We start from the raw sequence: 23,209 nt of genomic DNA, 5'->3' as shown, positions 1-23,209 counted from the left end.
ACTCGGGGGGATAGCTCCTCGGCATGCTGACCTCTCTCGGGGTTCAGGCATGCCAGTCAACCAAAGTGACTCCATGAAAGCCGGTGAACATCACGGCCTCCACGAAACTCGGCGCGGTTCAGTCAGGCACAAGCCATTCATCGTCCGATGGCAGATCACCCCGGAGTCACCCGGCGACCTGGACCCGCGCCAGCGGGCACTACAAGCGTGACACTGAGATCTTCCCGTCTGCCTCGACCCACCGCGAAGCGGCAGCGGGCCGGCGACGGAAGGTCGAGCCCGTCCTCGCGTTACCTCGACCGGCCGCCGCTCCTCGACCATCAGATGCCAACGGTCACGGACGGGCTCGAGCTGGAGGAGTCGGCCTGCTGGGCTCTGCCTGGGGCGCAGCAGGACGAGGCGGCGCGCAGCGCCGTTCTTGATCCTTATGAGCGCGATTTGCAAGATCTCTGTCCTGTCCCGCGACATGCTTGACACATCAGTCCCGGGACGTGTTGGACAGGTGCCGTTGTCAGCCGATCTTTCGTGTGCCGTCTGCGGATGGCGCGCGATTACCGGTCGTATTGCCCGTTGCAGAGCAGCGTTATCGCTTCGCCACACAAGCGGTCTTTCTGTCAAAGACGCCCGGTCGAAAGGCCGTCGCGACCTTGGGAAACCCTCCGTCCCCGGACAGAAACGTCAAGCAACTCATGTGACTAGACAACGCCCGGATGTCAGATCGCAATGCTGTAACCGCCCTGTATGCGATTCCTGGACCTTGACGCCGTATCCGGCGCCACAAGATGATCTACACATGTTGTCACGCACAGGCGTCACCACGGCAGGTTTACTCGTGCTGGCGCTGGTGGGCGCCTGTGGCGAGGACGGCGGGGATCACGCCTACGAGCGGGTCTCACTCAAGGGCTGGGCGTCCTCTACGGCTGCCGCGATGTCCCCACCGTCAGCGTTGCCATCTCTGCCCGCCACAGTCGCGCGATCGTCAGACCCCGCAGCCGTCCCCACGCCGCTGCCCATGGCGACCTCCTTGGCATCGCCGATGGCGACCTCTTCGCCCCTGCCGGTGGTCGGCCCACCACGATTCTTCGTCACCGCGAGGGCTCCACTCGCACGCTTTCCCAACAGGTCCAAGACGGCAATCTTCACTCCGGTACGGCCCGCCGTGCACGACGCCGCGACCGGAGCGTTCCTGGCCGCCATCCCGCTGCCTCCAGGAGTGCGCTCCTCCTGGCAAGTTCTAGCCGCGGCACCCGACAACCGCACCTTTGTACTGTCCGGATGGACCGGGCCGAACTCTCCCCTCCGATTCTTCCGCGTCCACCTCGCCGAGGACGGATCGCCGAGCGATCCGATACCCGTCCCCGGGCTCCAGAGCGACGCGCTGGGCGTTGGATACATCATTGCCCTGAGTCCGGACGCCACCAGACTGGCCTACGCCGCCTCCACCCCGGGTGGAGTGAAGATCTCTGTTGTCGATCTCGCCACCGGCCGGCGCCACGACTGGAGCGCGCAAGCGTCCGTGGTGACCGGCCTGGCGTGGGCCCCAGACGGCCGGCGGATCGCACTGGCGATCGGCGGTTGGGGCATCGGCGTCCTCGACCTCGGTTTACAGGGATCCGATCTGCTGGCCGCCACCCGCCTCGTCAAACCGAGCAACGACCTGCCATTCCCGGAATCTGTGGCCTACACCCCTGATGGCAGTGCCCTGATCTACTCGGCCGGTCACGCCATAATGCGCATCCCGGTCAACGGTGGAGAGGAACCGCGGGTTCTCGCGCGGGTGACGTTGCCGGCCGACGCGTCAATGACCCTCCGTTTCAGCCTTGATGGAACCGGCCGGTACCTGCTCTTCGTGCACCGATGGCGGGGCTTTCGAGTCGATCTCGTCGATGGTTCGACCACGTCGGTGCCGATCGAGGCCGATGAGCACTCCCGCGAAGGCGACTCCCCGAACGCCGCCTGGTGATGACCCGATGCGAGCTCTTTTCGCTGGTGGGCGGTACTGGGTTCGAACCAGTGACCCCTCGCTTGTAAGTCAACCCAGGAAGGGGCGGGACCAGCACCGGCACCCACCCCGACCTTGGCGTACGGTCCACCGTTCTCCACTGCCGTCCGGGCTCGTCCACTGCGGTTGTCACCCAGATAGTCACCCAGCGCGCCGCGCCTGCCTCACGCCAGAACCTAGATCCACTGCACGGAACGCATGTACACCTCGCGTTGGGGCTCCATGACTAGATAGGTCACCAGCCCACGCTCTCCGAACGGCATGACCCGCATGTTGCCGTCGGGCTTGCTTCGCGACTGCGGTCCACCGGCCCAGGGCTCAAACTCAATCAGATCCAGTACCCCGGCCAGATACCGCAAGGCATCGTCCGGCAGGGCCGCGATCTGTTCTTGAGCGACAGGATCGGGCTCGACGATCGAGTACACCTACCGCTCGGCCCCGCGCTCCGCCAGCAGTTGGCGCCACGTCTTGCCACCTCGAGGAATCGGTTTTGCCGCCGTCGGCCAGCTCCTGGACGTGGGCAGCCCGCTCGTAGACGTCTCTGCGGCCCTGCGGACCTTTGACCGAATCGCACGCGATCAGCCACCAGGTGTGGATGAACTCGCTCAGCCGACCGAGGTCCAGACTCGCGCGCACCTCAGCCAGGACGACGTCAAGACCCGCGTCGAACCCATCTCCGTCCTGTGGCACGACCAACGCTCTACGGATTGCGCGCAGATTCTTCCCCGGAAGAGGACCTTCGGGAGTGAACTCCTGTGGTTGCGCGCTCATGCCGTCCGTCCAGCCGCCACCTCGATCCCTTCACGGTGCAGTTGCCGCCAGGCGGGTGGCGATGCCACGCCACTGCTTGAGCTTGTTGAATCAGTGTTCGACCACGTTCCTAGCTGTGGATGCCTCGGTCGAAGGCGAGTGGCCGCCCGCCTCGGCGGCCTTTGCGCAGCCGATTGCGGACCTGGTCGGCGCGTCCGGGGCCGATGCCATGCTGGCACGGCTCATGGGATCGCGAGCGCGCCATGAACGCCGTTATGTCCCCTCGCCCAGGGCGTTCGCGCGAGCGGTCTTCGCCTCCTCGCCCACCAGGTAATGCACGGTCGTGCCCGGCAGGGTGGGCAGCTCGGCCCAGTGGGTGATCGGGTCGTCACAGTCCTGGAGGTCGTCACGGTCCCGGCCGTAGGGCAGGCGGACGATGCCGTCAGAGTCGACGAAGCAGTCGTGGTACTCACGCCCGTCCTCAGCGAAGTGACGGGTGGTGAAGTACATCGGCCTCACCAGCCAGAATTCCTGCCCGGCGTTCGGATCACGCTCGTCCGCATCGTCGGACGCGAAACGGCCCGTGATCGCGGCGGCCACGGGCATTCCGTCCTCCGGCAGCCTCTGCCGTGAGTCCACCCACTCCACCTCCGCGCGCATGTCCATCCCGGCTCCGATCTTTTGTCAGGTACGGCCATTCTCGCATTCCCGTCCTTGCCCCATCCGCTCAGTGTTGGCGAGCGGAACGTGCAGCCCTGGACGTCCCCGGCGTGATCGATACCGGCGCTCCACCACCCGCCGGGGAGCAAAAGAGCAGCGCGTCGAAGACGGATCCGGCGGGCACGGCCAAGCCGTCATCGCCAACGCGCTCCCGAGCCACACCGGGAACACAATCGCAGCCAGCGCCGACGCTTCCCTCCGCCATCTGGCACGCACGGGCCATGACTGAGAGCGTGCGCGCAGCGATGATCTACCAGCAACCGCACGGCGGGGGCGGAGAAGGGCATCGCCGACGCGATGAATCGCAAGATCAAAACAGCCAAGATCCAAAGCTAATGGCACGTTAATGGCACGAAGCCCCGTGGCGTGATCGCTACGGGGCTTGCTTTCACTGGTGGGCGGTACTGGGTTCGAACCAGTGACCCCTCGCTTGTAAGGCGAGTGCTCTACCGCTGAGCTAACCGCCCGGACCGGACTACACCTTACGACACCGACCCGCCTCTCAGCACATCGAGCGTCCAGTCGGCGCCCGCGTCGTTGTCTCCCGCCGCCTGCCAGCCGAGGAGGGCCGCACCGAGCATGCCCGCCCGGGGGCCCAGGGCGGCCGGGCGTACGGGTGGCGGCTCCCGGAAGGCCAGCCGCCCGGCCAGCCGTTCCCGCAACGGGTCGAACAGGGTCGCACCGGCCTCCGCCAGGCCGCCGCCGATGACGATCAGGGCCGGGTCGAGCACGAGCACGTACGACGCGAGCGCGATGGCCAGGGCCTCGATCGCCTCGCCGAACACCTCAGCGGCCACCGGATCTCCCGCGACCGCGAGTTCGACGACCTCCTTCGCGGTCGCCGTACGGCCGGAGCGCGCCGTGAAGCGGCGGGCCACGGCCGAGGCGGAGCTGTAGGTCTCCAGGCAGCCGATCTGCCCGCAGGCGCACTTCTCCCCCGCGGGCCAGACGGACGCGTGCCCGATCTCGCCGCCCCAGCCGTGCGCGCCGCCGTACGGCTCGCCGCGGAGCACCACCGCTCCCGCGATGCCGGTGCCGATGGGCAGGAAGAGGAAGTCGGCGACGTCGCGGCCCGCGCCGAAGACGCTCTCGGCCAGGCCGCCCGTGCGGACGTCGTGGCCGAGCCGCGCCGGGACGCCCGGAGGTGTGAACGCCTCGGCGGGCACGTCGCGCCAGCCGATGTTGGCCGAGTAGACGGCGGTGGACGCGGTGACGATGCCCGGGACGGCCAGGCCAACCCCGGCGGGCGGAGCGCCGTGCCGGGACCGTCCGAGGTCGGCGATCTCGCCGACATAGGCGCGCACGGCCTCCACCACCGCGTCCGGGCCGTTCTCACGCCCCGTGGGGCGCCCGGCGAGGACGGTGACCTCGCCCCGCCGGGTGACGAGGCCGCCCTTCATCGAGGTGCCGCCCACGTCGAGCGCGACCACGTACGGCGCGGGCTGCGTCACGAGCGTCCCAGGACGCGGTCGAGGGCCGCCTCCACCTCCGCGGCGAGGCCGGGCATGCGAGCCGAGCCCGGCGAGCCGGCCGTGACGAGCGGCTCACCGGCGCGGGCGAGCCGCACCTCGCCGCAGGAGCGGCACTCGATCTCCCCCAGGCGGCAGATCAGCGCGATCGAGCCGCACGAGGCGCACGTGTCGAGATCGAGGTCGTGCACACGCTGGCAGTCCGGGCAGACGAGGACCTGCGCCTCGTGGCGCACCGCGCGCTTCCAAGGGCTGGCGCCGCGGACGGGGTCGGTCTGCCGGGCCCCGCACCTGTAGCAGGGCATCGTGACCTCCAATGGGGCGAGTCGGGGTCGGAGTCGAATATGTCAGTGCCCGGGGGCGGGCAATGAAACGATCAGATTTCCGCGAGCGCCTTCCGGTACTCGTCGAGGTCGCGTGCGGAACCGATCGGGTTGACGACCTTCCAGCGCACGACGCCTTCGCCGTCGATGATGAAGGTGCCCCGGAGCGCGAGTCCCCTGTCCTCATCGAGAACACCGTACGCCCGGGCGACCTCACCGTGGGGCCAGAAATCCGACAACAGGGGAAACGTGAAGCCCTCCTGGTCGGCCCAGGCGCGCTGGCTGAACATCGAGTCGACCGACACCGCCAGCACCTGGACGTGCGGGGGCAGGGAACCGGCGAGCTCGTCGCGGATCGCCGCGAGTTCACCGTGGCAGACGGGGCTGAAGGACAGGGGATAGAAGACGAGCATGACCGTCTTGCCCCGCAGGCCGGACAGGCGCACGGGAACGCCGTGCTGATCCTTGAGCGCGAAATCCGGAGCCCGCTGCCCGACCTCTATCGCCATGAGCAGTCCCTCCCCAGGTGTCCGCCCATCATCCTGCCGTACGGCGTCCCCGGGCCGTACGGCAGGGCAATACTCAGCGGCGGGCCTTGGGGGCGACGAGCCTCGTGCCCGACCAGTCCCTGGCGGCGCTCACGCTGCTCGTCTGCGACAGCCCGGCGGTCGCCGCGTCCTCACCGATGTCGCTGGGCTCCACGTGGCCCTCGCGACCCGCCTTGGGGGTCAGGAGCCAGATCTGGCCTCCGTCGGCGAGTGCGGTCATCGCGTCGCTCAGGGCGTCGAAGAGGTCGCCGTCGCCGTCACGCCACCAGAGCAGCACCACGTCGACGACGTCCTCGTAGTCCTCGTCCACCAGCTCGTTGCCGGTCAGCTCCTCGATGGACTGGCGCAGCGCCTCGTCGCAGTCCTCGTCCCAGCCGACCTCCTGCACCACCTGACCCGCTTTGAGGCCGAGTCGTTCGGCCAGGCCGCGCTCGCCCTGCGCCTGACCCGCGGTCGCGCTCACGTTTATCCCTCCTGCTCGGGGTGACCCCGCCCATGTCTGCGGTTGTCCCGGCTCGTTGAGAGCCATGCTTCGGCACAGTCCACACGCTGCGACCCGTCGTCGTCAACGGTCGCCACGGCGGGTGACCCGCACCGTTATCTCTTAATCGGTCAAAAACGACAAACGAACACGCCTGTCGGGGTTGTCGACGTTGAGGTCGATCAGGGCGACCGACTGCCAGGTCCCCAGCGCCAGCCTGCCCCCGAGGACGGGAACGGTCGCGTACGGCGGAATGAGGGCGGGCATGACATGCGACCTCCCGTGCCCACGGGAGCCGTGCGCATGCCGCCACCGGTCGTCCGCCGGCAGCAGGTCGCCCAGGGCGGCCAGCAGGTCCTCGTCGCTGCCGGAGCCCAGCTCCAGCAGCGCCACGCCCGCCGTCGCGTGCGGGACGAAAACGTGCAAGAGCCCGTCTCCCCCGCACTCGCGCGCGAAATCGGCGCACTCCTTCGTTATGTCGTGCACGCGCTCGCGCGCGCCGGTCCGCACCTCGATCACCGTCGATTTCACATCCGCGATATTACGATTCGCGCTGAGCTGGGAGGACGACGGCATCCGGGCCGGGGAAGACGAGCGCTTCGTGCCCGTCCTCGTACCTCACCAGGAACGGCGGGCCGCCCCCGGGACCGCGGACCTCGACGATGACACCGTGCTTCTCGTGGTCGCCCACGACCGCACCGTGCACCACCAGCCGGTCTCCTACCGCTGCGTGCATCTCGATCCCCCCTCTCTCCACGAGCCTGGTACGGCTATCGCCACCTGGAAAGAGGAGAAACCCCCCTCTCCACAGAGGGAGGGACAACCCATACCAAAACGTTACGCTGCCGGCAGGCCGTCCAAGGTCCCGCCCGCGCCGCCCCGGAGACATGCCGGACGTATGCCGGAGACATGCCGGAGACATGGAGAAAGGCGAGGCGGACGGTTCCGGAGACAGTGGCGGGACGACCGCCGGCGGGGGACTCCCCCGGCCGCGCGGCGACTTCGCCCGGCCTTCCGGGTAGGGCGCGGTCAGGCCGGGTACGGAGGTTCCGACCAGGCACGATGTGACACCCGCGACCTTGGGACGCCCCCGGCGGAGACCGGGAATGGATGGTGGGTAAAAATCGTCCTACCATCGGTGGTCTAGGCCAAGACCTGCCCCGCAGCCAGCGCGGACGGTCCGGTTACCGGGAAGTAGAGATGCACTTTCCGGTGGGACGAGACAGGATGGAAGAAGACCGCAACGCCGCGATCGAGCGCTGACCGCATCGCAGCAGGCAACACAGACGTAACAGATCCGACGAGACAAAGTCCATTCTCGGAAGGCGAGACCCAGTGGCTTCCGGACGCCAGCGTTTTTCGATCATCAGTGACGGCCTACCCAGCCAGTTGCCTGATGTCGATCCGAGCGAGACCAACGAATGGCTCGAATCGCTCGACAACGTCATCAAGACCGAGGGCCGCACCCGGGCCCGCTACCTGATGCTCCGGCTGCTCGAGCGCGCCCGCGAACACCAGGTCGGGGTGCCCGGCCTGCGCAGCACGGACTACATCAACACCATCCCCCCGGAGCGCGAGCCGTGGTTCCCTGGGGACGAATACGTCGAGCGCCGCATCCGGGCCTACATCCGCTGGAACGCGGCGGTGATGGTGACCCGTGCCAACGCGCGGACCAACGTCGGCGGCCACATCGCCACCTACGCGTCCGCGGCCTCGCTGTACGAGGTGGGCTTCAACCACTTCTTCCGCGGCAAGGACCACGGGGAGTCGGGCGACCAGGTCTTCATCCAGGGCCACGCGGCCCCCGGCATCTACGCCCGCGCCTTCCTGGAGGGCCGCCTCGACGCGGCCCAGCTCGACGCGTTCCGCCAGGAGCTGTCCCACGGGATCAAGGGCCTGCCCTCCTATCCGCATCCGCGGCTGATGCCGGACTTCTGGGAGTTCCCCACGGTCTCCATGGGCCTCGGCCCGATCGGCGCGATCTACCAGGCGCGGTTCAACCGCTACCTGCTCAGCCGCAAGATCAAGGACACCAGCCGCAGCCACGTCTGGTGCTTCCTGGGCGACGGCGAGATGGACGAGCCCGAGTCGCTCGGCGCGATCGGCGTCGCGGCCCGCGAGGAGCTCGACAACCTCACCTTCGTCATCAACTGCAACCTGCAGCGGCTCGACGGCCCGGTACGCGGCAACGGCAAGATCATCCAGGAGCTGGAGTCGTACTTCCGCGGCGCCGGCTGGAACGTGATCAAGGTCGTCTGGGGCCGTGACTGGGACCCGCTGTTGGCGGCCGACGTCGACGGCGTGCTGGTCAACCAGATGAACACCACGCCCGACGGCCAGTTCCAGACCTACTCGGTCGAGTCGGGCGCGTACATCAGGGAGAACTTCTTCGGCGGCGACCCGCGGCTGCGCAAGATGGTCGAGCACATGTCGGACGACGACATCCGCAAGCTGTCGCGCGGCGGCCACGACTACCGCAAGGTGTACGCGGCGTTCAAGGCGGCCCGCGAGCACGTCGGCCAGCCGACCGTCATCCTGGCCCAGACGATCAAGGGCTGGACGCTCGGCAAGGACTTCGAGGCGCGCAACGCGACGCACCAGATGAAGAAGATGAGCAAGGCCGAGCTCAAGGAGTTCCGCGACAGGCTCTACCTGCCCATCCCTGACAAGGACCTCGAGGCCGACCTCCCGCCGTACTTCCACCCGGGCGAGGACAACGACGAGATCGCCTACATGAAGGAGCGCCGGGCGGCGCTCGGCGGCTACCTGCCCAAGCGGGTAGTACGCGCCAAGCCGCTCAAGCTCCCCGGCGACCCCGTCTACTCCGGCCTGCGCAAGGGCTCCGGCAAGCAGAACGTCGCCACCACCATGGCGTTCGTCCGCCTGCTCAAGGACCTCATGCGCGACAAGGAGATCGGCGCCAGGTTCGTGCCGATCATCCCGGACGAGGCGCGCACCTTCGGCGTGGACGCGATGTTCCCGACCGCCAAGATCTACTCGCCCCACGGGCAGACGTACGAGGCGGTCGACCGCGAGCTGCTGCTGTCGTACAAGGAGTCGACCGAGGGTCAGATCCTGCACGAGGGCATCAGCGAGGCCGGCTCGATGGGCTCGGTCATCGCGACGGGCACGTCGTACGCCACCCACGGCGAGCACATGATCCCGGTCTACATCTTCTACTCGATGTTCGGGTTCCAGCGGACCGCCGACCAGATGTGGCAGCTCGGCGACCAGATGGGGCGGGGCTTCCTGCTCGGCGCCACGGCCGGCCGCACCACGCTGAACGGCGAGGGCCTGCAGCACGAGGACGGCCACACCCCGCTGATCGCCTCGACCAACCCCGCCGCCGTGGCGTACGACCCGGCGTGGGCGTTCGAGATCGCGCACATCGTCAAGGACGGCCTGCGGAGGATGTACGGGGAGCACCCCGAGGACGTCTTCTACTACCTGACCGTCTACAACGAGCCCTATCCGCAGCCGGCCGAGCCGGAGAACGCGGACGTGGAGGGCATCCTCAAGGGCCTGTACCTCTACGCCCCGGCGACGGGCGAGGGGCCGAAGGCGAACATCCTGGTGTCCGGCGTCGCCGGCCCGTGGGCGCTGGAGGCGCAGCGGATGCTGGCGGAGGACTGGGGCGTGTCGGCCTCGGTCTGGTCGGCCACCTCCTGGAGCGAGCTGCGCAGGGACGCCCTCACCGTCGAGGAGCACAACCTGCTCAACCCGGACGCCGAGCAGCGCGTGCCGTACGTGACCAGCAAGCTGTCGGGTGTGCCGGGGCCGTTCGTGGGCGTCAGCGACTACATGCGCGCCGTCCCGGACCAGATCGCCCAGTGGGTGCCCGGTGACTGGACCTCGCTCGGGACCGACGGCTTCGGCCTGTCCGACACGCGTTCGGCGCTGCGCCGCCACTTCCACGTGGACGCGGCCTCGATCACGCTGGCGGTGCTGACCCAGCTCGTGCGGCGCGGCGAGGTCAAGGCCGAGACGCTGCAGGAGGCCGTCGCCCGTTACCACCTCAAGAACGGGGTGACCGAGGTGTCGGCTCAGCAGACCCCGGAGACCAACGACACCCAGTCGATGGGCGTCTGATCCGCGGATCGTCCGGCGGCCCCCGTCTCGGCGGGGGCCGCCGTCGTCTCCGGCCCCCTCACCTCGCCTGAGCGGCGCGAACGGCGGCTTTGCAGCGCGGTACCGTCCGGTCCCAAGCCACCTCCAAGCAAGAAACAAGACCGTTCCATCACGCTTGCCGACGTGGATGGAAATCTCAGGAAATACTTCGGCAGACTGACCGGGGGGATGGCCGCGATGGCGACCCTCGCCCTGCTCGTCGTGGCCACTCCCGCTTCGGCGGACCCCGGGGACGAGATCCCCGTCGGCACCCGGCTGGCCGCTCGCACCCACCCGGCCGTGCAGCTCACCAGCATCACCTACTCCGGCGAGGTCGTCGTCCCGAGCAGCCAGGCCAACGAGGCCGCGTGGAACCAGCTGACCAACGAGGCCACGCAGGCCGTGCTCGCCGGCAAGATCCCCTCCGACGAGCGGAGCATCGCCAAGTTCCTCTTCCAGCGCGTGGCGGGCGACGTCGACCGGTATCTCCAGCCCGTCGCCCCGGAGCGCACCGTCAAGGCGCAGGTCGGCGGCATGTGCACGGGCTGGTGGGTGACCCCCGACGGCTACATGGTCACCGGCGCGCACTGCGTCCAGATGAGCGACGAGGAGCTGTCGCAGACCTTCGCGCAGCAGGCGCTGGAGAAGTTCAACAAGCAGGACGCGAAGGACATGATCAACGCGCTGCGGAACTTCGAGGCCGACAAGGAGATGGTCGAGCTCGTCCAGCAGATCTACGTCACCTTCAACAGCACCCACCTGGAGATCCGCGGCCTGCAGAAGAGCCTGTCGGTCCTGCAGAGCCTGCCCGGCGGCGGCGTCGACAAGACGGCCAAGGAGGTCCCGGCCGAGCTGGTGTCGGTCGGCGAGAGCTACCCGGGCAAGGACTTCGCGCTGCTCAAGGTCAACGGCCAGCAGAACCTGCCGACCGTGCCGCTCGGCGACGACGCCGACGTGCAGACCGGCGACACGCTCTACATCAGCGGCTTCCCCGGCCTGGTGACCAACACGCCGTGGTTCAGCATCGAGTCCAAGCTCGACCCCGCGCTCACCGAGGGGCCGTACAACGCCAAGCGCTCGACCCAGGAAGGCGTGCCGTACATCCAGACGCAGGCGCCCTCCTACCACGGCAACTCCGGTGGTCCCGTCTTCAGCCGTGCGGGCAAGGTCGTCGGCATGCTGATCGCCGGCACCGTGAGCGAGAACGGCGAGGCGTCGGAGAACGAGAGCTTCGTGCTCCCCGTCTCGATCATCAAGGAGAAGCTCAACGAGAAGAACGTCAAGCCCTCCGCGTCGCTGACGACGACGAAGTACAACGAGGCGCTCGACGACTTCTTCCAGCGGTACTACAAGGACGCGCTGCCGAAGTTCCGCGAGGTGCAGGCGCTGTTCCCGAGTCACCCGTACGTCGCGAAGTACATCACCGAATCCCAGCAGGCGATCTCGTCCGGCAAGGACGAGACCCCGCAGCCGATGTGGCTGTGGATCGCCATCGGCGCCGGTGCCCTGATCGTGGTCGGCGGCGGTCTCCTGCTGCTGGTCCTCATGCGCAGGCGCAAGAAGGACCCCGCCTCCCCACAGGGCCAGTCGCCCTCGCCCGCGTATGGCGGGCCCTACCCCGGGGGGAACGGCGGTGGCGGCTACCCGGCGCAGGTCGGCGGCTATGACCGGCAGCCGGTGAACGGCCAGGTGCTGCCCCAGGGATGGCAGCCGCAGAGCCTGCCGCCCGCCAACGGTCACCAGCCCGGGCGGACGGCCGGAGGTTACGAGGCCCCGCGCCCCGGCGGCTACGACCCCCAGCGACCGGACGGGGGTTACGACCCCCAGCGGCCCGACGGCGCGACGCAGTACGTGCGTCCCGCTCCCTCGCCCTATGGGCAGCAGCGGCCGCAGGCGATACCGGGCCAGGGCCCGGCCGACTCCAACGCGCCGGACGTCGCCGACCTGGAGCGGGAGATCGCCGAACTGCGCCGCCAGTTGCAGCACCGCCCGCCGGAGGCGTGACGAGGCGCGCCTGCCTGCCGCCTGCCACCGCCACCGCCGGCGGACACCGCGCCCGCCGCCGACCTCGTGACACCACCGCACCGGTGAGAACGCGCCGCCGCCGGCCCCGCGACGCGGTCACTGGACGCGTGACAACGCGCCGCCGCCGGCCGCCCGTAACGGCACCTCGTACGGGCGGCCGGCGGACCCCACCCGGCCGGCGGGGGCGGGGAAGAGCCGTCCGAGCGCCCTGACGGCCCGGAGGGGAAGGACCCGGGGGGAAAGGCGCCGCGGGGGAAGCACGGGAAAGGGGATCCCGGCGGGCGTTCGGACGGCCTGGGTGCGCTCCGGCCGGTCAGGCACCGGCCGTCGCGAAGATCAAGCGCCGTAGAACCGCCGGACGCCCTCGATGTCGTCGCTCGCGATCGCGAACCAGGCGGCCGTGCTGACGGCGGGGGCGGCGGAAGTGGTCATCGTGGTTGTCTTTCTCTGCGTCGTCTTCGGCTGTGGGGTCGTCTTGGGCTGTGGGGTCGTCTTCGTCCATTTCGTCTTCGGCTGTGTCGCCTTCGCCCATGTCGCCTCCCCCGTGGGCCGCTCGCTCTCCTTACGCGACGGCACGGCGGGCGGCGTGACGAGCCGGGGAAGACGCTGCTGGACAGTGGCCGGTCCGTGGCCGGTCCGTCGTCGCGTGTTCAGAGCCTCCCGCCCTTCGGCGACACCCCCCTGTCGGCGTTTCCAGAATTTCACGAACATCTTTTCGAATCTCCGATCAGTCCAGCACCGGCGTCCGGGCGATCATGTCCGGCACGCCGGCGTCGAACGCCTCCAGCGGCCGGCCGGGCGCCGTCTCCTCGGTGAGGACGGCCTCGGCGATCCGGTCGAGCCGGAAGACGCGGACGGCGTCGCGCAGCCGGCACCAGGCCACCAGATACCACCACCCGGTCCGCCCGCCGACGAACGCCCCGGGCTCCACCTCCCTGGTCGTCAGCACGCCCTGCGCGTCGCCGTAGTGGATGCGTAAGACGACGCCCTTGAGCAGGGCCTCCTCGATGACCCGGCCGATCGATCCGGTGTAGCGGGACTCCGGCTTGTCCTCGGTGAGGATCTGCACACGGGCGGCCAGTTGCCGGGCCCGCTCCCCCTCGGGACCGGGCATGGCGGCGACGAGCTTGCGCAGCGCGCTGCGCGCCTCGTCGGCGAACGGCTGCTGTTCTGTGCGGCTGAGGGCGATCGCCACCGCCACGGCCTCGGCGGGGGTGAAGTTGAGCGGGGGCAGGGACATGCTCTTGTCCAGCGCGTACCCTCCCCTGCGCCCGACCTCCGCGTAGATGGGCACGCCGGCCTGCTGCAGCGCGGAGATGTCCCGCTCGATGGTCCGCGAGCTCACCTCGAAGCGCAGGGCGAGCTCCCGCGCGGACCGGCAGCGCGGGGAGATCGCCCGCAGGTCCTCGACGATCGCGTAGAGCCGGTCGGTACGGTTCACCCCGCAGAGGGTAGGCCACCCCACCGACATTTCTCGCTGACGCGTTCGACTCCAGCACATCGACGCACGTCAGCACGGACGTCCGAGCACCGCGCGTCCACCCGGCTCCCGGGCCCGCGGGGTCCTCACGACCGCGCCGCACCGGCCGCGCCCGGCCCCGGCCACCCCGCCCGGGGTTCCGGCCGTACGCACGCCACGTCCCCGCGCCGGCGGGAGAGGCCGCGGACGGCCGGCTCAGCCGCCGAGGGCCTCGGCGAGCTCGGCCAGGCGGTCGCCGCCCGGCTCGGGGAAGCGCTCGTCCGTGACCTCCGCCCAGGAGATCCGGTCGAGCCGGAAGACACGCACGTCGTCGCGTAACCGGCACCAGGCCACCAGGTACCAGTGCCCGCCCCGGCCTCCCAGGCAGATGCTCGGCTCGACGTCCCTGACGGTGGGCACGCCCTTGCTGTTGACGTACTCCAGGCGCAGCACGTGCCGCCCGCGCAGCGCCCTGTCGACGGCCCGCTTCACCGCGTCGGGACCCGCGAGCGCGTACCCGCCCTGGTCGAGCCGGATGGGGACACCGGCCTCCCGGAGCTTCGCCACGTCGCGCACGACGGTGCTCTTGCTGACCCCGAGGCGCGCGGCCAGCTCGCGGGCCGACAGGCATCCGCCGGATTCCAGCTCCTTCACCAGCGCGTCGTGGCGTTTCATGATTCGACGCTACGTCGATCAGTCCGGCGAAACCCGCCCAACACACCTCACTCGGACGCCACAGCACTATCACCCCAAGTGCGCAGCAGTCCCCCACGGGCGGGCGTTGCGGATGCGCTCGGGCGGTATCCCGCACAGGGCGGCCCGCTCGCACCCGAACCGCTGCCAGTCGAGCTGGCCGGGCGCGTGGGCGTCGGAGTCGATCGCGAACTCGCAGCCCATCTCGTACGCCAGCCGCATCAGGCGCTTGGGCGGGTCGAGCCGGTCGGGCCGGGAGTTGATCTCCACCGCGACCCCGAACCTCCGGCACGCCTCGAAGACGACCTCGGCGTCGAACCGCGACTCCGGCCGCCCTCGTCCGCGTACGACCCGGCCGGTGCAGTGCCCCAGGACGTCCACGTGGGGGTCGGCCACCGCCGTGACCATCCGCCGCGTCATGTCCTCCGCGTCCATCCGCAGCAGCGAGTGGACGCTCGCCACCACGACGTCGAGCCGTTCGAGCAGCTCCGGCTCCTGGTCGAGCGAGCCGTCGGTGTTGATGTCCACCTCGATGCCGGTCAGGATCCGGAACGGCGGGCCGCCGTCCCCGGCGTACCGCTCGTTGAGCTCGGCGACCACGTCGAGCTGCCGCCGCAGCCGGTCGGCGGACAGGCCGTGCGCGACGGTCAGCCGGGGCGAGTGGTCGGTCAGCGCCAGGTACTCGTGACCGAGCGAGCGGGCGGCGTCGGCCATCTCCTCGATGGGCGATCCGCCGTCCGACCAGTCGGAGTGGCTGTGGAAGTCGCCGCGCAGCGCCGACCGCAGCGCCTGCGCGGCCTCGTCCAGGTCGACGTCCTTGGTGTCCTCCAGTCGCCGCAGGTAGGTCGGCACGGCGCCGTCCAGCGCCTCGGTGATGGCCAGGGCCGTGACCTTCCCGATGCCCTTCATGTCGGTCAGGCCGCCGGTGCGCGCGAGCCGTACCAGCTCCTCCCTCGGCAGGTCCTCGATCGCGGCGGCGGCGCCGCGGAAGGCGCGCACGCGGTAGGTCGGCTCGCCGGCCCGTTCCAGCAGGAAGGCGATGCGCTTGAGTGCCTCGACGGGGTCCACATCCGGCACGCTACCCCGGAGCGTCAGCAGGGCGAGAGCCGCGGGCCGCCGCGCCGGAGTCCCCGTACGGCCGGCCGGGACGGCTGCGACCAGGTAACAGACCGATCAGGAACCCCGCCCCGGCCTGTCCCGTTCGTCCAACGAGACGATAATGTGTGCCGATCTCGACAGCAGGAGCCCGATTGGCAGAACCCGGGGAGAGCCCCCCACCGCAGACGACGCCACCCGGCAGCTCCTCCCTGCCCACCCATCCCATGGCCATGGGCAACACACCGCGACCGCGGACGTCACCGCCCCCGAGCGGCATCAAGTCCTCCACCGCGATCAAGCTCGGCACGCTGGGCGTGCTGTCCGTCCTCGTCGTCGGCTTCTGCGCGGCCCAGGACGACTACGAGGAGGTCGGCGCGGACTGCGTGGACACCTCGACGCTCAACCCCGACGGGTCGTACGTGGTCGTCGACGACGACTACTGCGACGACGACGACGGCCACAGCCACTACTCCGGCTCGCACGGCGCGTACCGCTGGTACTACGGCGGCACCCGCAGCGGCGGCCGGATCTACCACGGCACGACGGTCCGGCCGGCGGACGCCCAGATCACGACGCGCTCCGGACGGGTCGTCCAGCGCGGCGGGTTCGGGTTCCACTCCGGCGGCGGAAGCTGAGCGGCGGGCGTGCGCAGGCTGACCTCGGCGCCCAGGGAGAACTGGGCCGCCCTCATCGAGTCGCAGGGGCTCGCGTTCCACCGCTCCGCCCACCCGGAGGGCCTCACCCGGCCGTACTGGGACGAGAGCGTCCACTACGTGTTCACCATGGACGAGGTCCTGTCCCTGGAGGAGCAGGTCGAGGAGCTGCACCGGATGTGCCTGGCCGCGGCCGACCACATCGTGGCCCACGACCGGTTCGCCGACCTCGGCATCCCGCCGCACTGCCGTGCGGCCGTCGCTGAGTCGTGGCGGCGGCGCGACCCGCACGTCTTCGGCCGGTTCGACCTGCGCTACGACGGCACGGGGCCGGCCAAGCTGCTGGAGTACAACGCCGACACCCCGACCAGCCTGGTCGAGAGCTCCGTCGTGCAGTGGTTCTGGCTGAAGGACGTGTATCCCGAAGACGACCAGTGGAACTCGATCCACGAGCGCCTGGTCGACCGCTGGAAGTCCCTCACGCTCCAGACGGGCCCGGCCCACTTCGCGTGGACCAGCGCCGACGAGACGGGCGAGGAGGTGATGACCATCGGCTACCTCCAGGAGACCGCGGAGCAGGCCGGGCTGGTCACGGCGGCGATCGCCATGGAGGACATCGGCTGGGACGCGCTCAACCGCCGGTTCGTCGACATGGAGCACCGGGTCGTCCGCACGCTGTGCAAGCTGTACCCCTGGGAGTGGATCGTCGCCGAGCCGTTCGCGCCACACGCGCTCGCGCAGCAGATCTCGATGACGTGGATCGAGCCGCTGTGGAAGATGCTGCTGTCGAACAAGGCCCTGCTGGCGATCCTGTGGGAGCTGTACCCGGGCCACCCGAACCTGCTGCCCGCCTACCTCGACGGTCCCCGCGAGCTGGCCGGCGGCCCCGGCTACGTGCGCAAGCCGCTGCTCGGCCGCGAGGGCGCCTCGATGACGATCTCCGCACCGGGCGTCGAGGTGGAGACCGAGGGCGACTACGGCACGGAGGGCTTCGTCTACCAGGAGTTCCTGCCGCTGCCGGACTTCGACGGCTGGCGTCCGGTGCTCGGGGCGTGGGTGGTCGACGACGAGTCGGCCGGGCTCGGCATCCGGGAGACCTCCGGCCTCGTCACCGACGACACCTCCTCTTTCGTCCCCCACCGCATCCACGGCTGAAAGCGAATCCCATGCCCACTCCAGAGCCTCTCCTGCCGCCCGACGCGGCGGGCACCTCACTCGCCGACGTGCTCGGGCACGGCGCCCTGGCGATCCTCGCGTACGCCATCCTGGGCGTGCTGCTGCTCGTCGCCGGGTTCTACGTCGTGGACCTGGCGACGCCCGGGCGGCTCAGCAAGATCATCCGCGCCGACCGCAACCCCAACGCCACGGTGCTGGCCGCCTCCAGCGTCGCCGGCGTCGGGCTCGTCGTGGCGGCCTCCATCTGGTCGTCGGGCGGCGCGCTGCGCGAGGGACTGCTCGCGACACTCGTGTTCGGCCTGGTGGGCATCGCCGTGCAGACGCTCGGCATGGTCGCCTTCGACAAGGTCGCCGGCATCTCGGTGCGTGAGCTCGTCCGGGAGACCGCGCTGCAGCCCGCCGCCGTCCTGCTCGGCGTGACGCACTTCTTCATCGGCCTCATCACCGCCGTCGCCGTCATCTGACCCGTCGACACCGGGGGGCGACCCCCGGACCCCCGCAAGCGGCCGGTCAGACGATCCTCGCTCCGCTGCGGGTCATCCGACCCACCGACACCGGGGCACCCGCGAGAGCCGGTGAAACATTCATCGGCCCACGGGAGAAGGCCCAGGTGGGAGCGGTGGACGTATCCATGGGGGAGTTTCCGCGGGTACGTCCGTATAGACCGTTCCCTACCGTAGGCCCTACTCTCCTCCTCGTGATCACCGGGACCGCGACGCCGGGGCAGCCGGCGGAGGAGCCGCCCCGGCAAGGCAGCGACCCCGACGACATTCTGGAGGCAGCCGCCGTGGACGGAACGGCCGTCGCGGAGCCCGGAGACACGGCCGGCACCCGGGCAACGAGCGAGAGCGGCACCACGGCCGCCGTCGAACCGGAGGAACAGCCCGGTGACCCGGAGGAACGGTCCGGTGACCCGGGCGGCGAGGCGGCACCCCGGCTCCCCGCCTCGCGGTTCCGGAGGTCGAACCGGCACCTGATCGCGCTGCCGGTGATCTGCGCGCTGTCGGCGGCCCTGAACTGGACCCTCTCCCTGCTCAGGTTCTCCCACTTCCAGGTGAGCACCTACGACCTGGTCATCTTCGACCAGGCGGTGCGCGGATACTCGCACTTCTCCGTGCCCACGGTGCCGCTGCGGGGGGTCACCGGCGGCTTCGGCATGGACTACATCCAGCTCGCCGACCACTTCTCGCCGATCCTGGCCGTGCTGGCGCCCCTCTACTGGCTGCACGACGGACCCGAGACGCTGCTCGTGGCGCAGGCCGTGCTGTTCGCCCTGGCCATCCCGTTCGTGTGGATGTTCACCCGCCGCGTGCTGGGCACACCGCACGCCTACCTCGTCTCCGTGGCGTACGCGATCTCCTGGCCGATCGCGCAGGCGACGGCGGTGGAGTTCCACGAGGTGGCCTTCGTGCCGCTGCTGAGCGCGATCGCCATCGAGCGGCTGCACGCGGGACGGCGGCTGCCCGGTCTGCTCGCGGTGCTCGGCCTGCTGCTCACCAAGGAGGACCTCGGCCTGATGGTGGCGGGCCTCGGCGTCTGGCTGTTCCTCACCGGTCAGCGCCGGCTCGGCGCCGGGCTGGCCTTCACCGGAGTGGCCGTGTTCGAGGTGGTGCGCAAGTTCCTGATCCCCGCGGCGGGCGGCAACCCGGCGTACTACACGCGCTACTCGAAGCTCGGCGAGGACCTGCCGCAGATGCTGTGGAGCGCCGTCACACGGCCGCACGAGTTCGTGGCCATGCTCTTCGACGACCATTCGAAGTGGGACACCTGGGGCCTGCTGCTGTGGCCGGCGCTGTTCCTGTGCCTGCTGTCCCCGCTGTTCCTGGCGGCGCTGCCGCTGATCCTTGAGCGGCTGCTGGCCGACTCGGACAACTGGTGGTCGACCGGCTGGCACTACGACGCGTTCGTGGTGGTGATCCTGCTGCTGGCCGGGGTGGACGGCGCCGCCCGGCTCATCCGGTGGCTGGAGCGGCGCGGGGTGCCGCGCCCCGGGCACGGCCTCCGGCTGGCCTACGCCGCCGCGGTCTTCGCGGTCGCGGTCACCACGGTCCCCTACCGGCCGTTCGACAACCTGATGAGCCCGGACTTCTACCATCCCGACCCGCGTACGGAGGCCCGGGAGCAGGCCATGAGCCTGGTCCCCGACGGCGTGGTGGTGGAGGCGAGCGACGACTTCGGCGCGCGGCTGTCCGGCCGGACGACCGTGCTGTGGTGGGACTACCAGAAGCGCGGCACGCCCTGGATCGTGGCCTCGATCAACGACGACCTGCGCGGCCTGGTGGAGAGCTACCTGAACGAGGGCTACGAGCTGCGCCTCGACCGGGACGACATCGTCGTCCTGCACCGCGTCGGCGCCTGAGGACCGCCGGCCGCCGCCGCGACGTGCGGAAACACCGCCCACGCCCCCGTACGGCACGATCACGCGGATGACCTGGCACGCTAGAGGGCGTGAGCGAGCGGGGCACGTGGAACGGCGGTCAGGTGCGTACGGACGGGCAAGGCGACGACGTCGCCCGGGTGGCCGGAGACGGTGTGCCGATGAGCGACAGGATCCGGGAGGACGACAGGATCCGGGAGGACACGGCGCGGCGGCTCGACCGGGCCATGGGCAGCCTCGGGACGGCCGCGATGGCCAGGATGGAGGAGCGGCTGGCCTGGTACCGCGCGCTGTCGGCGGAGGACAGGTCGTGGGTCGGCCTGGTGGCGCAGGCCGGCATCGCGGCGTTCGTGGAGTGGTTCGGCCACGCGGGCGAGGGGCGGCCGACGCCGAGCATCGAGTTCTTCGGCACCGCTCCGCGCGAGCTCAAGCGCAGCGTGTCGCTCCAGCAGACGGTCGACCTCGTCCGCATCGTCGTCGAGGTCGTCGAGGCCCAGGTCGAGGAGCTGGCCGCGCCCGGCGGCGCGGAGCTGCTGCGGCACGCGATGCTGCGCTACACGCGCGACGTCGCCTTCGCCGCCGCCCAGGTGTACGCCAGGGAGGCCGAGGCGCGCGGCTCGTGGGACGCGCGGCTGGAGGCGCTGATCGTGGACGCGCTGGTGCGCGGCCAGGTCGACGACGGGCTGCACTCGTGGGCCGCCGCGCTCGGCTGGACCTCCGCGCCGGTCGTCGTCTTCGCCGGGTACGCCCCCGACGAGGACCCGCAGAGCGTCATCGACGGGCTGCGCGACAAGGGGCGGCGCCTCGGCCACGAACTGCTCGCCGGGGTGCAGGGCGACCGGCTCATCGTCATCGTGGGCGGCGCGGACGGCGTGAAGGACGCGGCGCGCGGTGTGGTGGCGCGCTTCGGCCCCGGGCCGGTCGTGATCGGGCCGGAGGTGCCCGACCTGCACGCGGCGGCCAGGTCGGCCCGCGCCGCCATCGCGGGCCTGCGCGCCGCCGCCGGCTGGCCCGACGCCCCGCGCCCGGTGCTCGCCGAGGACCTGCTGGCCGAGCGCGCGCTGGACGGCGACGAGGACGCCCGGGCCCAGCTGGTGGAGAACGTCTACAAACCGCTCGCCGGGACCCCGCTGCTCGACACGCTCGCGACGTACCTGGAGCAGGGGACCTCCCTCGAGGCGACCGCCCGGCTGCTGTTCGTCCACCCCAACACCGTGCGGTACCGTCTACGTAAGATCACGGAACTGACCGGGTACCAGCCCACGGAGGGACGGTCCGCATTCACCCTCCAGGTGGGTCTCATACTCGGGCGCCTGTCCGTAACCTGAGCCGGGTGCCTTAATCTCCTCGACACCGAAACTGTAGGTACCCCACAACACGGCGGCCACAAAGTTCGTTCGGATCTCCATCAGTGTGGTGAACCTCTACAGGGCAGGGTTGAGTACGTGCTCGTCATCGTCGCTCCGGGCCAAGGCGCCCAAACCCCAGGATTCCTCAGTGCGTGGCTCGAGATCCCCGAGTTCCGCGAGCGGATCTCCGCGTGGTCGGAGATCGTGGAGCTCGACCTCGTGTCGTACGGGACGACCGCCGGCGCCGACGAGATCCGCGACACCGCCGTGGCCCAGCCCCTGCTGGTGGCGGCCGCCCTGGCGTCGTTCGAGACGCTCGGGGTCCGGCCGGACATGGTCGCCGGGCACAGCGTGGGCGAGCTCGCCGCCGCCGCGATCGCCGGGGTGCTGACCGCCGAGCAGGCCCTCGCCCTGGTGCGTGAGCGCGGCCGTGCCATGGCCAAGGCCGCCGCCGTCACCGAGACCGGCATGAGCGCGGTGCTCGGCGGCGTGGAGGAGGACGTCCTGGCCGCGATCTCCAAGCACGGGCTGACGCCCGCCAACATGAACGGCGCGGGCCAGATCGTCGCGGGAGGCACGCGGGCGCAGCTGGACGCCTTCGCCGCCGAGCCGCCGGAGAAGGCGCGGGTGCGCCCCCTGGCGGTCGCCGGAGCCTTCCACACCGTCCACATGGCCCCCGCGGTGGACCATCTGCGCGCCGAGGCCGAGAACCTCACGCCCGCGGACCCGTCGGTCACGCTGCTGTCCAACTCCGACGGCGCGGCCGTCGCCGGAGGAGGCGAGTTCCTCGACCGGCTGGTGAACCAGGTGGCCAACCCGGTCCGGTGGGACTCCTGCATGGCGACGATGGCCGGGCACGGCGTCACCGCCATGATCGAGCTGCTGCCCGGCGGCACGCTGACGGGCCTGGCCCGGCGGGCCCTGCCCGGGGTGAAGACCGTGGCGCTCAAGACCCCTGACGACCTGGACACCGCCCGGGAGGTGCTGAAGTGAGGCTCGGTCAAGGCGCCCCCGCGGCGAGGATCCTCGCCTTCGGCGGCTACCAGCCCGCCCAGGTCGTGACCAACGACGACCTCGCCGCCCGGCTCGACACCAACGACGAGTGGATCCAGAGCCGCGTCGGCATCAAGGAACGCCGCGTGGCGGGACCGCAGGAGTCGGAGATCGACCTCGCGGTGCAGGCGGGCGGCAAGGCCCTGGCGGCCAGCGGCCTGTCCAGCGACGACATCGACCTGGTGATCGTGGCGACCTGCACCATCGAGGCCCCCATTCCCAACGCCGCCGGCCGCGTCGCCCACCGGCTCGGCATCACCGCCCCCGGCGCCTACGACCTCAACGCCGCCTGCGCCGGGTTCTGCTACGCGCTGGCCGCCGCGTCCGACGCGGTGCGGTCGGGCTCGGCGACCAACGTGCTGGTCGTCGGCAGCGAGAAGCTCAGCCAGTGGGTCGACAGCGAGGACCGGTCGACCGTCGTGATCTTCGCCGACGGCGCGGGCGCCGCGGTCGTGGGCCCCTCCGACCGGCCGGGCATCGGCCCGGTGGCCTGGGGCAGCGCCGGCGACAAGGCCGAGGCGATCCAGATCAAGGACCGCAGGTCCTTCCTCTACCAGGAAGGCCAGACGGTGTTCCGCTGGGCCACCACCGCGCTTCACCCGGTGGCCAAGCTCGCCTGCGAGCGTGCGGGCGTGGACCCCGCCGACCTGGCCGCCTTCGTCCCCCACCAGGCGAACCTGCGGATCGTCGAGGCCATCGCGCGCAAGCTGGGCGCCGACAACGCCATCGTGGCCAGGGACATCGTGCTGGCCGGCAACACCTCCGCCGCGTCGATCCCGCTCGCGCTCTCGCGCATGATCGAGCGCGGCGAGGTCCAGTCGGGCGGCCTGGCCCTGCTGCTGGGCTTCGGCGCCGGCCTCACCTACGCCTCCCAGGTGATCGAGATCCCCTGAGGAACTTGTACGGCCTGCCGTACAGAGCTGGGG

The 23,209-nt window shown here is 70.3% G+C and carries 22 protein-coding genes and 1 tRNA gene; 10 read left to right on the top strand and 13 right to left on the bottom strand.

The features are described 5' to 3' along the window. Nucleotides 1-832: 832 nt before the first annotated feature. Nucleotides 833-1,963, top strand: a complete 1,131-nt coding sequence (locus tag ABZ857_RS22600) for a hypothetical protein (RefSeq protein WP_357045872.1) — start codon at nt 833-835, stop codon at nt 1,961-1,963. Between the two features lie 215 nt (nt 1,964-2,178). Here the strand turns inward: ABZ857_RS22600 and ABZ857_RS22595 are convergent, their stop codons facing one another. The 10 genes from ABZ857_RS22595 to ABZ857_RS22550 form a co-directional block, all read right to left on the bottom strand. Then, nucleotides 2,179-2,427, bottom strand: coding sequence for a hypothetical protein (locus ABZ857_RS22595; protein WP_357045890.1), 249 nt, complete (start codon nt 2,425-2,427; stop codon nt 2,179-2,181). Further along, complete coding sequence (locus ABZ857_RS22590) at nt 2,327-2,773, bottom strand: DUF6247 family protein (protein ID WP_357045870.1); 447 nt, start codon at nt 2,771-2,773, stop codon at nt 2,327-2,329. The genes ABZ857_RS22595 and ABZ857_RS22590 overlap by 101 nt, the downstream gene beginning before the upstream one ends. Before the next feature lie 252 nt (nt 2,774-3,025). Further along, entirely contained in the window at nt 3,026-3,418 is a 393-nt protein-coding gene (locus tag ABZ857_RS22585; RefSeq protein WP_357045868.1) for an AQJ64_40280 family protein, read from the bottom strand. 446 nt (nt 3,419-3,864) lie between these two features. Continuing rightward, nucleotides 3,865-3,939 (bottom strand) — tRNA-Val (locus tag ABZ857_RS22580). A gap of 15 nt (nt 3,940-3,954) precedes the next feature. Further along, nucleotides 3,955-4,923, bottom strand: coding sequence for an ROK family protein (locus ABZ857_RS22575; RefSeq protein ID WP_357045866.1), 969 nt, complete (start codon nt 4,921-4,923; stop codon nt 3,955-3,957). After that, nucleotides 4,920-5,246 carry a hypothetical protein gene (locus ABZ857_RS22570; RefSeq protein WP_357045864.1) on the bottom strand — a complete coding sequence of 109 codons (327 nt, stop codon included), beginning with the start codon at nt 5,244-5,246 and terminating at the stop codon, nt 4,920-4,922. Before ABZ857_RS22570 ends, ABZ857_RS22575 begins: the two co-directional genes overlap by 4 nt. A 71-nt stretch (nt 5,247-5,317) precedes the next feature. After that, nucleotides 5,318-5,773 carry a peroxiredoxin gene (locus ABZ857_RS22565; RefSeq protein WP_357045862.1) on the bottom strand — a complete coding sequence of 152 codons (456 nt, stop codon included), beginning with the start codon at nt 5,771-5,773 and terminating at the stop codon, nt 5,318-5,320. Nucleotides 5,774-5,846: 73 nt separating this feature from the next. Continuing rightward, nucleotides 5,847-6,275: a DUF3052 domain-containing protein gene (locus ABZ857_RS22560; protein WP_357045860.1), complete on the bottom strand. Its 429-nt coding sequence runs from the start codon at nt 6,273-6,275 to the stop codon at nt 5,847-5,849. Nucleotides 6,276-6,416: 141 nt separating this feature from the next. Next, entirely contained in the window at nt 6,417-6,824 is a 408-nt protein-coding gene (locus ABZ857_RS22555) for a secondary thiamine-phosphate synthase enzyme YjbQ (RefSeq protein ID WP_357045858.1), read from the bottom strand. Nucleotides 6,825-6,834: 10 nt separating this feature from the next. Further along, nucleotides 6,835-7,029, bottom strand: coding sequence for a DUF1918 domain-containing protein (locus ABZ857_RS22550; RefSeq protein WP_079313603.1), 195 nt, complete (start codon nt 7,027-7,029; stop codon nt 6,835-6,837). A gap of 599 nt (nt 7,030-7,628) precedes the next feature. Between ABZ857_RS22550 and aceE the strand changes: the two genes are divergently transcribed. Both aceE and ABZ857_RS22540 read left to right on the top strand, forming a co-directional pair. Further along, nucleotides 7,629-10,382 carry a pyruvate dehydrogenase (acetyl-transferring), homodimeric type gene (gene aceE, locus ABZ857_RS22545; RefSeq protein WP_357045855.1) on the top strand — a complete coding sequence of 918 codons (2,754 nt, stop codon included), beginning with the start codon at nt 7,629-7,631 and terminating at the stop codon, nt 10,380-10,382. A 162-nt stretch (nt 10,383-10,544) separates the two neighbouring features. Further along, nucleotides 10,545-12,404: a trypsin-like peptidase domain-containing protein gene (locus ABZ857_RS22540; RefSeq protein ID WP_357045853.1), complete on the top strand. Its 1,860-nt coding sequence runs from the start codon at nt 10,545-10,547 to the stop codon at nt 12,402-12,404. A gap of 748 nt (nt 12,405-13,152) precedes the next feature. Here ABZ857_RS22540 and ABZ857_RS22535 read toward each other — a convergent pair. The 3 genes from ABZ857_RS22535 to ABZ857_RS22525 all read right to left on the bottom strand — a co-directional run bounded on the left by ABZ857_RS22535 (nt 13,153) and on the right by ABZ857_RS22525 (nt 15,645). Next, nucleotides 13,153-13,866, bottom strand: a complete 714-nt coding sequence (locus tag ABZ857_RS22535; protein WP_357045851.1) for a YafY family protein — start codon at nt 13,864-13,866, stop codon at nt 13,153-13,155. Nucleotides 13,867-14,100: 234 nt separating this feature from the next. Continuing rightward, entirely contained in the window at nt 14,101-14,559 is a 459-nt protein-coding gene (locus ABZ857_RS22530) for a WYL domain-containing protein (protein WP_357045849.1), read from the bottom strand. Nucleotides 14,560-14,628: 69 nt separating this feature from the next. Continuing rightward, the gene (locus ABZ857_RS22525; protein ID WP_357045847.1) at nt 14,629-15,645 is read right to left on the bottom strand and encodes a PHP domain-containing protein; all 1,017 of its coding nucleotides are present in this window, start codon (nt 15,643-15,645) and stop codon (nt 14,629-14,631) included. A gap of 182 nt (nt 15,646-15,827) precedes the next feature. Between ABZ857_RS22525 and ABZ857_RS22520 the strand changes: the two genes are divergently transcribed. From ABZ857_RS22520 to ABZ857_RS22490, 7 genes are all read left to right on the top strand, one after another. Further along, nucleotides 15,828-16,310, top strand: a complete 483-nt coding sequence (locus ABZ857_RS22520; RefSeq protein ID WP_357045845.1) for a hypothetical protein — start codon at nt 15,828-15,830, stop codon at nt 16,308-16,310. 9 nt (nt 16,311-16,319) lie between these two features. Next, entirely contained in the window at nt 16,320-17,483 is a 1,164-nt protein-coding gene (locus tag ABZ857_RS22515; protein ID WP_357045843.1) for a glutathionylspermidine synthase family protein, read from the top strand. 11 nt (nt 17,484-17,494) lie between these two features. Then, a complete protein-coding gene (locus ABZ857_RS22510; protein WP_357045841.1) occupies nt 17,495-17,968 on the top strand; it encodes a DUF350 domain-containing protein in 474 nt (157 codons plus the stop codon). Between the two features lie 233 nt (nt 17,969-18,201). Then, complete coding sequence (locus ABZ857_RS22505; protein WP_357045839.1) at nt 18,202-19,863, top strand: DUF2079 domain-containing protein; 1,662 nt, start codon at nt 18,202-18,204, stop codon at nt 19,861-19,863. A 179-nt stretch (nt 19,864-20,042) separates the two neighbouring features. After that, on the top strand, nt 20,043-21,209 hold the full coding sequence (locus tag ABZ857_RS22500) for a helix-turn-helix domain-containing protein (protein WP_357045888.1): 1,167 nt from the start codon (nt 20,043-20,045) through the stop codon (nt 21,207-21,209). A 117-nt stretch (nt 21,210-21,326) separates the two neighbouring features. Then, nucleotides 21,327-22,223: an ACP S-malonyltransferase gene (locus tag ABZ857_RS22495; RefSeq protein ID WP_357045837.1), complete on the top strand. Its 897-nt coding sequence runs from the start codon at nt 21,327-21,329 to the stop codon at nt 22,221-22,223. Further along, nucleotides 22,220-23,176, top strand: a complete 957-nt coding sequence (locus ABZ857_RS22490) for a beta-ketoacyl-ACP synthase III (RefSeq protein WP_357045835.1) — start codon at nt 22,220-22,222, stop codon at nt 23,174-23,176. Before ABZ857_RS22495 ends, ABZ857_RS22490 begins: the two co-directional genes overlap by 4 nt. Nucleotides 23,177-23,209: the final 33 nt, after the last annotated feature.

This window comes from Microbispora sp. NPDC046933 (genome assembly GCF_040644635.1).
Classification (GTDB): domain Bacteria; phylum Actinomycetota; class Actinomycetes; order Streptosporangiales; family Streptosporangiaceae; genus Microbispora.
The sequence above is the reverse complement of the archived record's forward strand: the minus strand, read 5'-3'. Positions and strand labels throughout refer to the sequence as shown.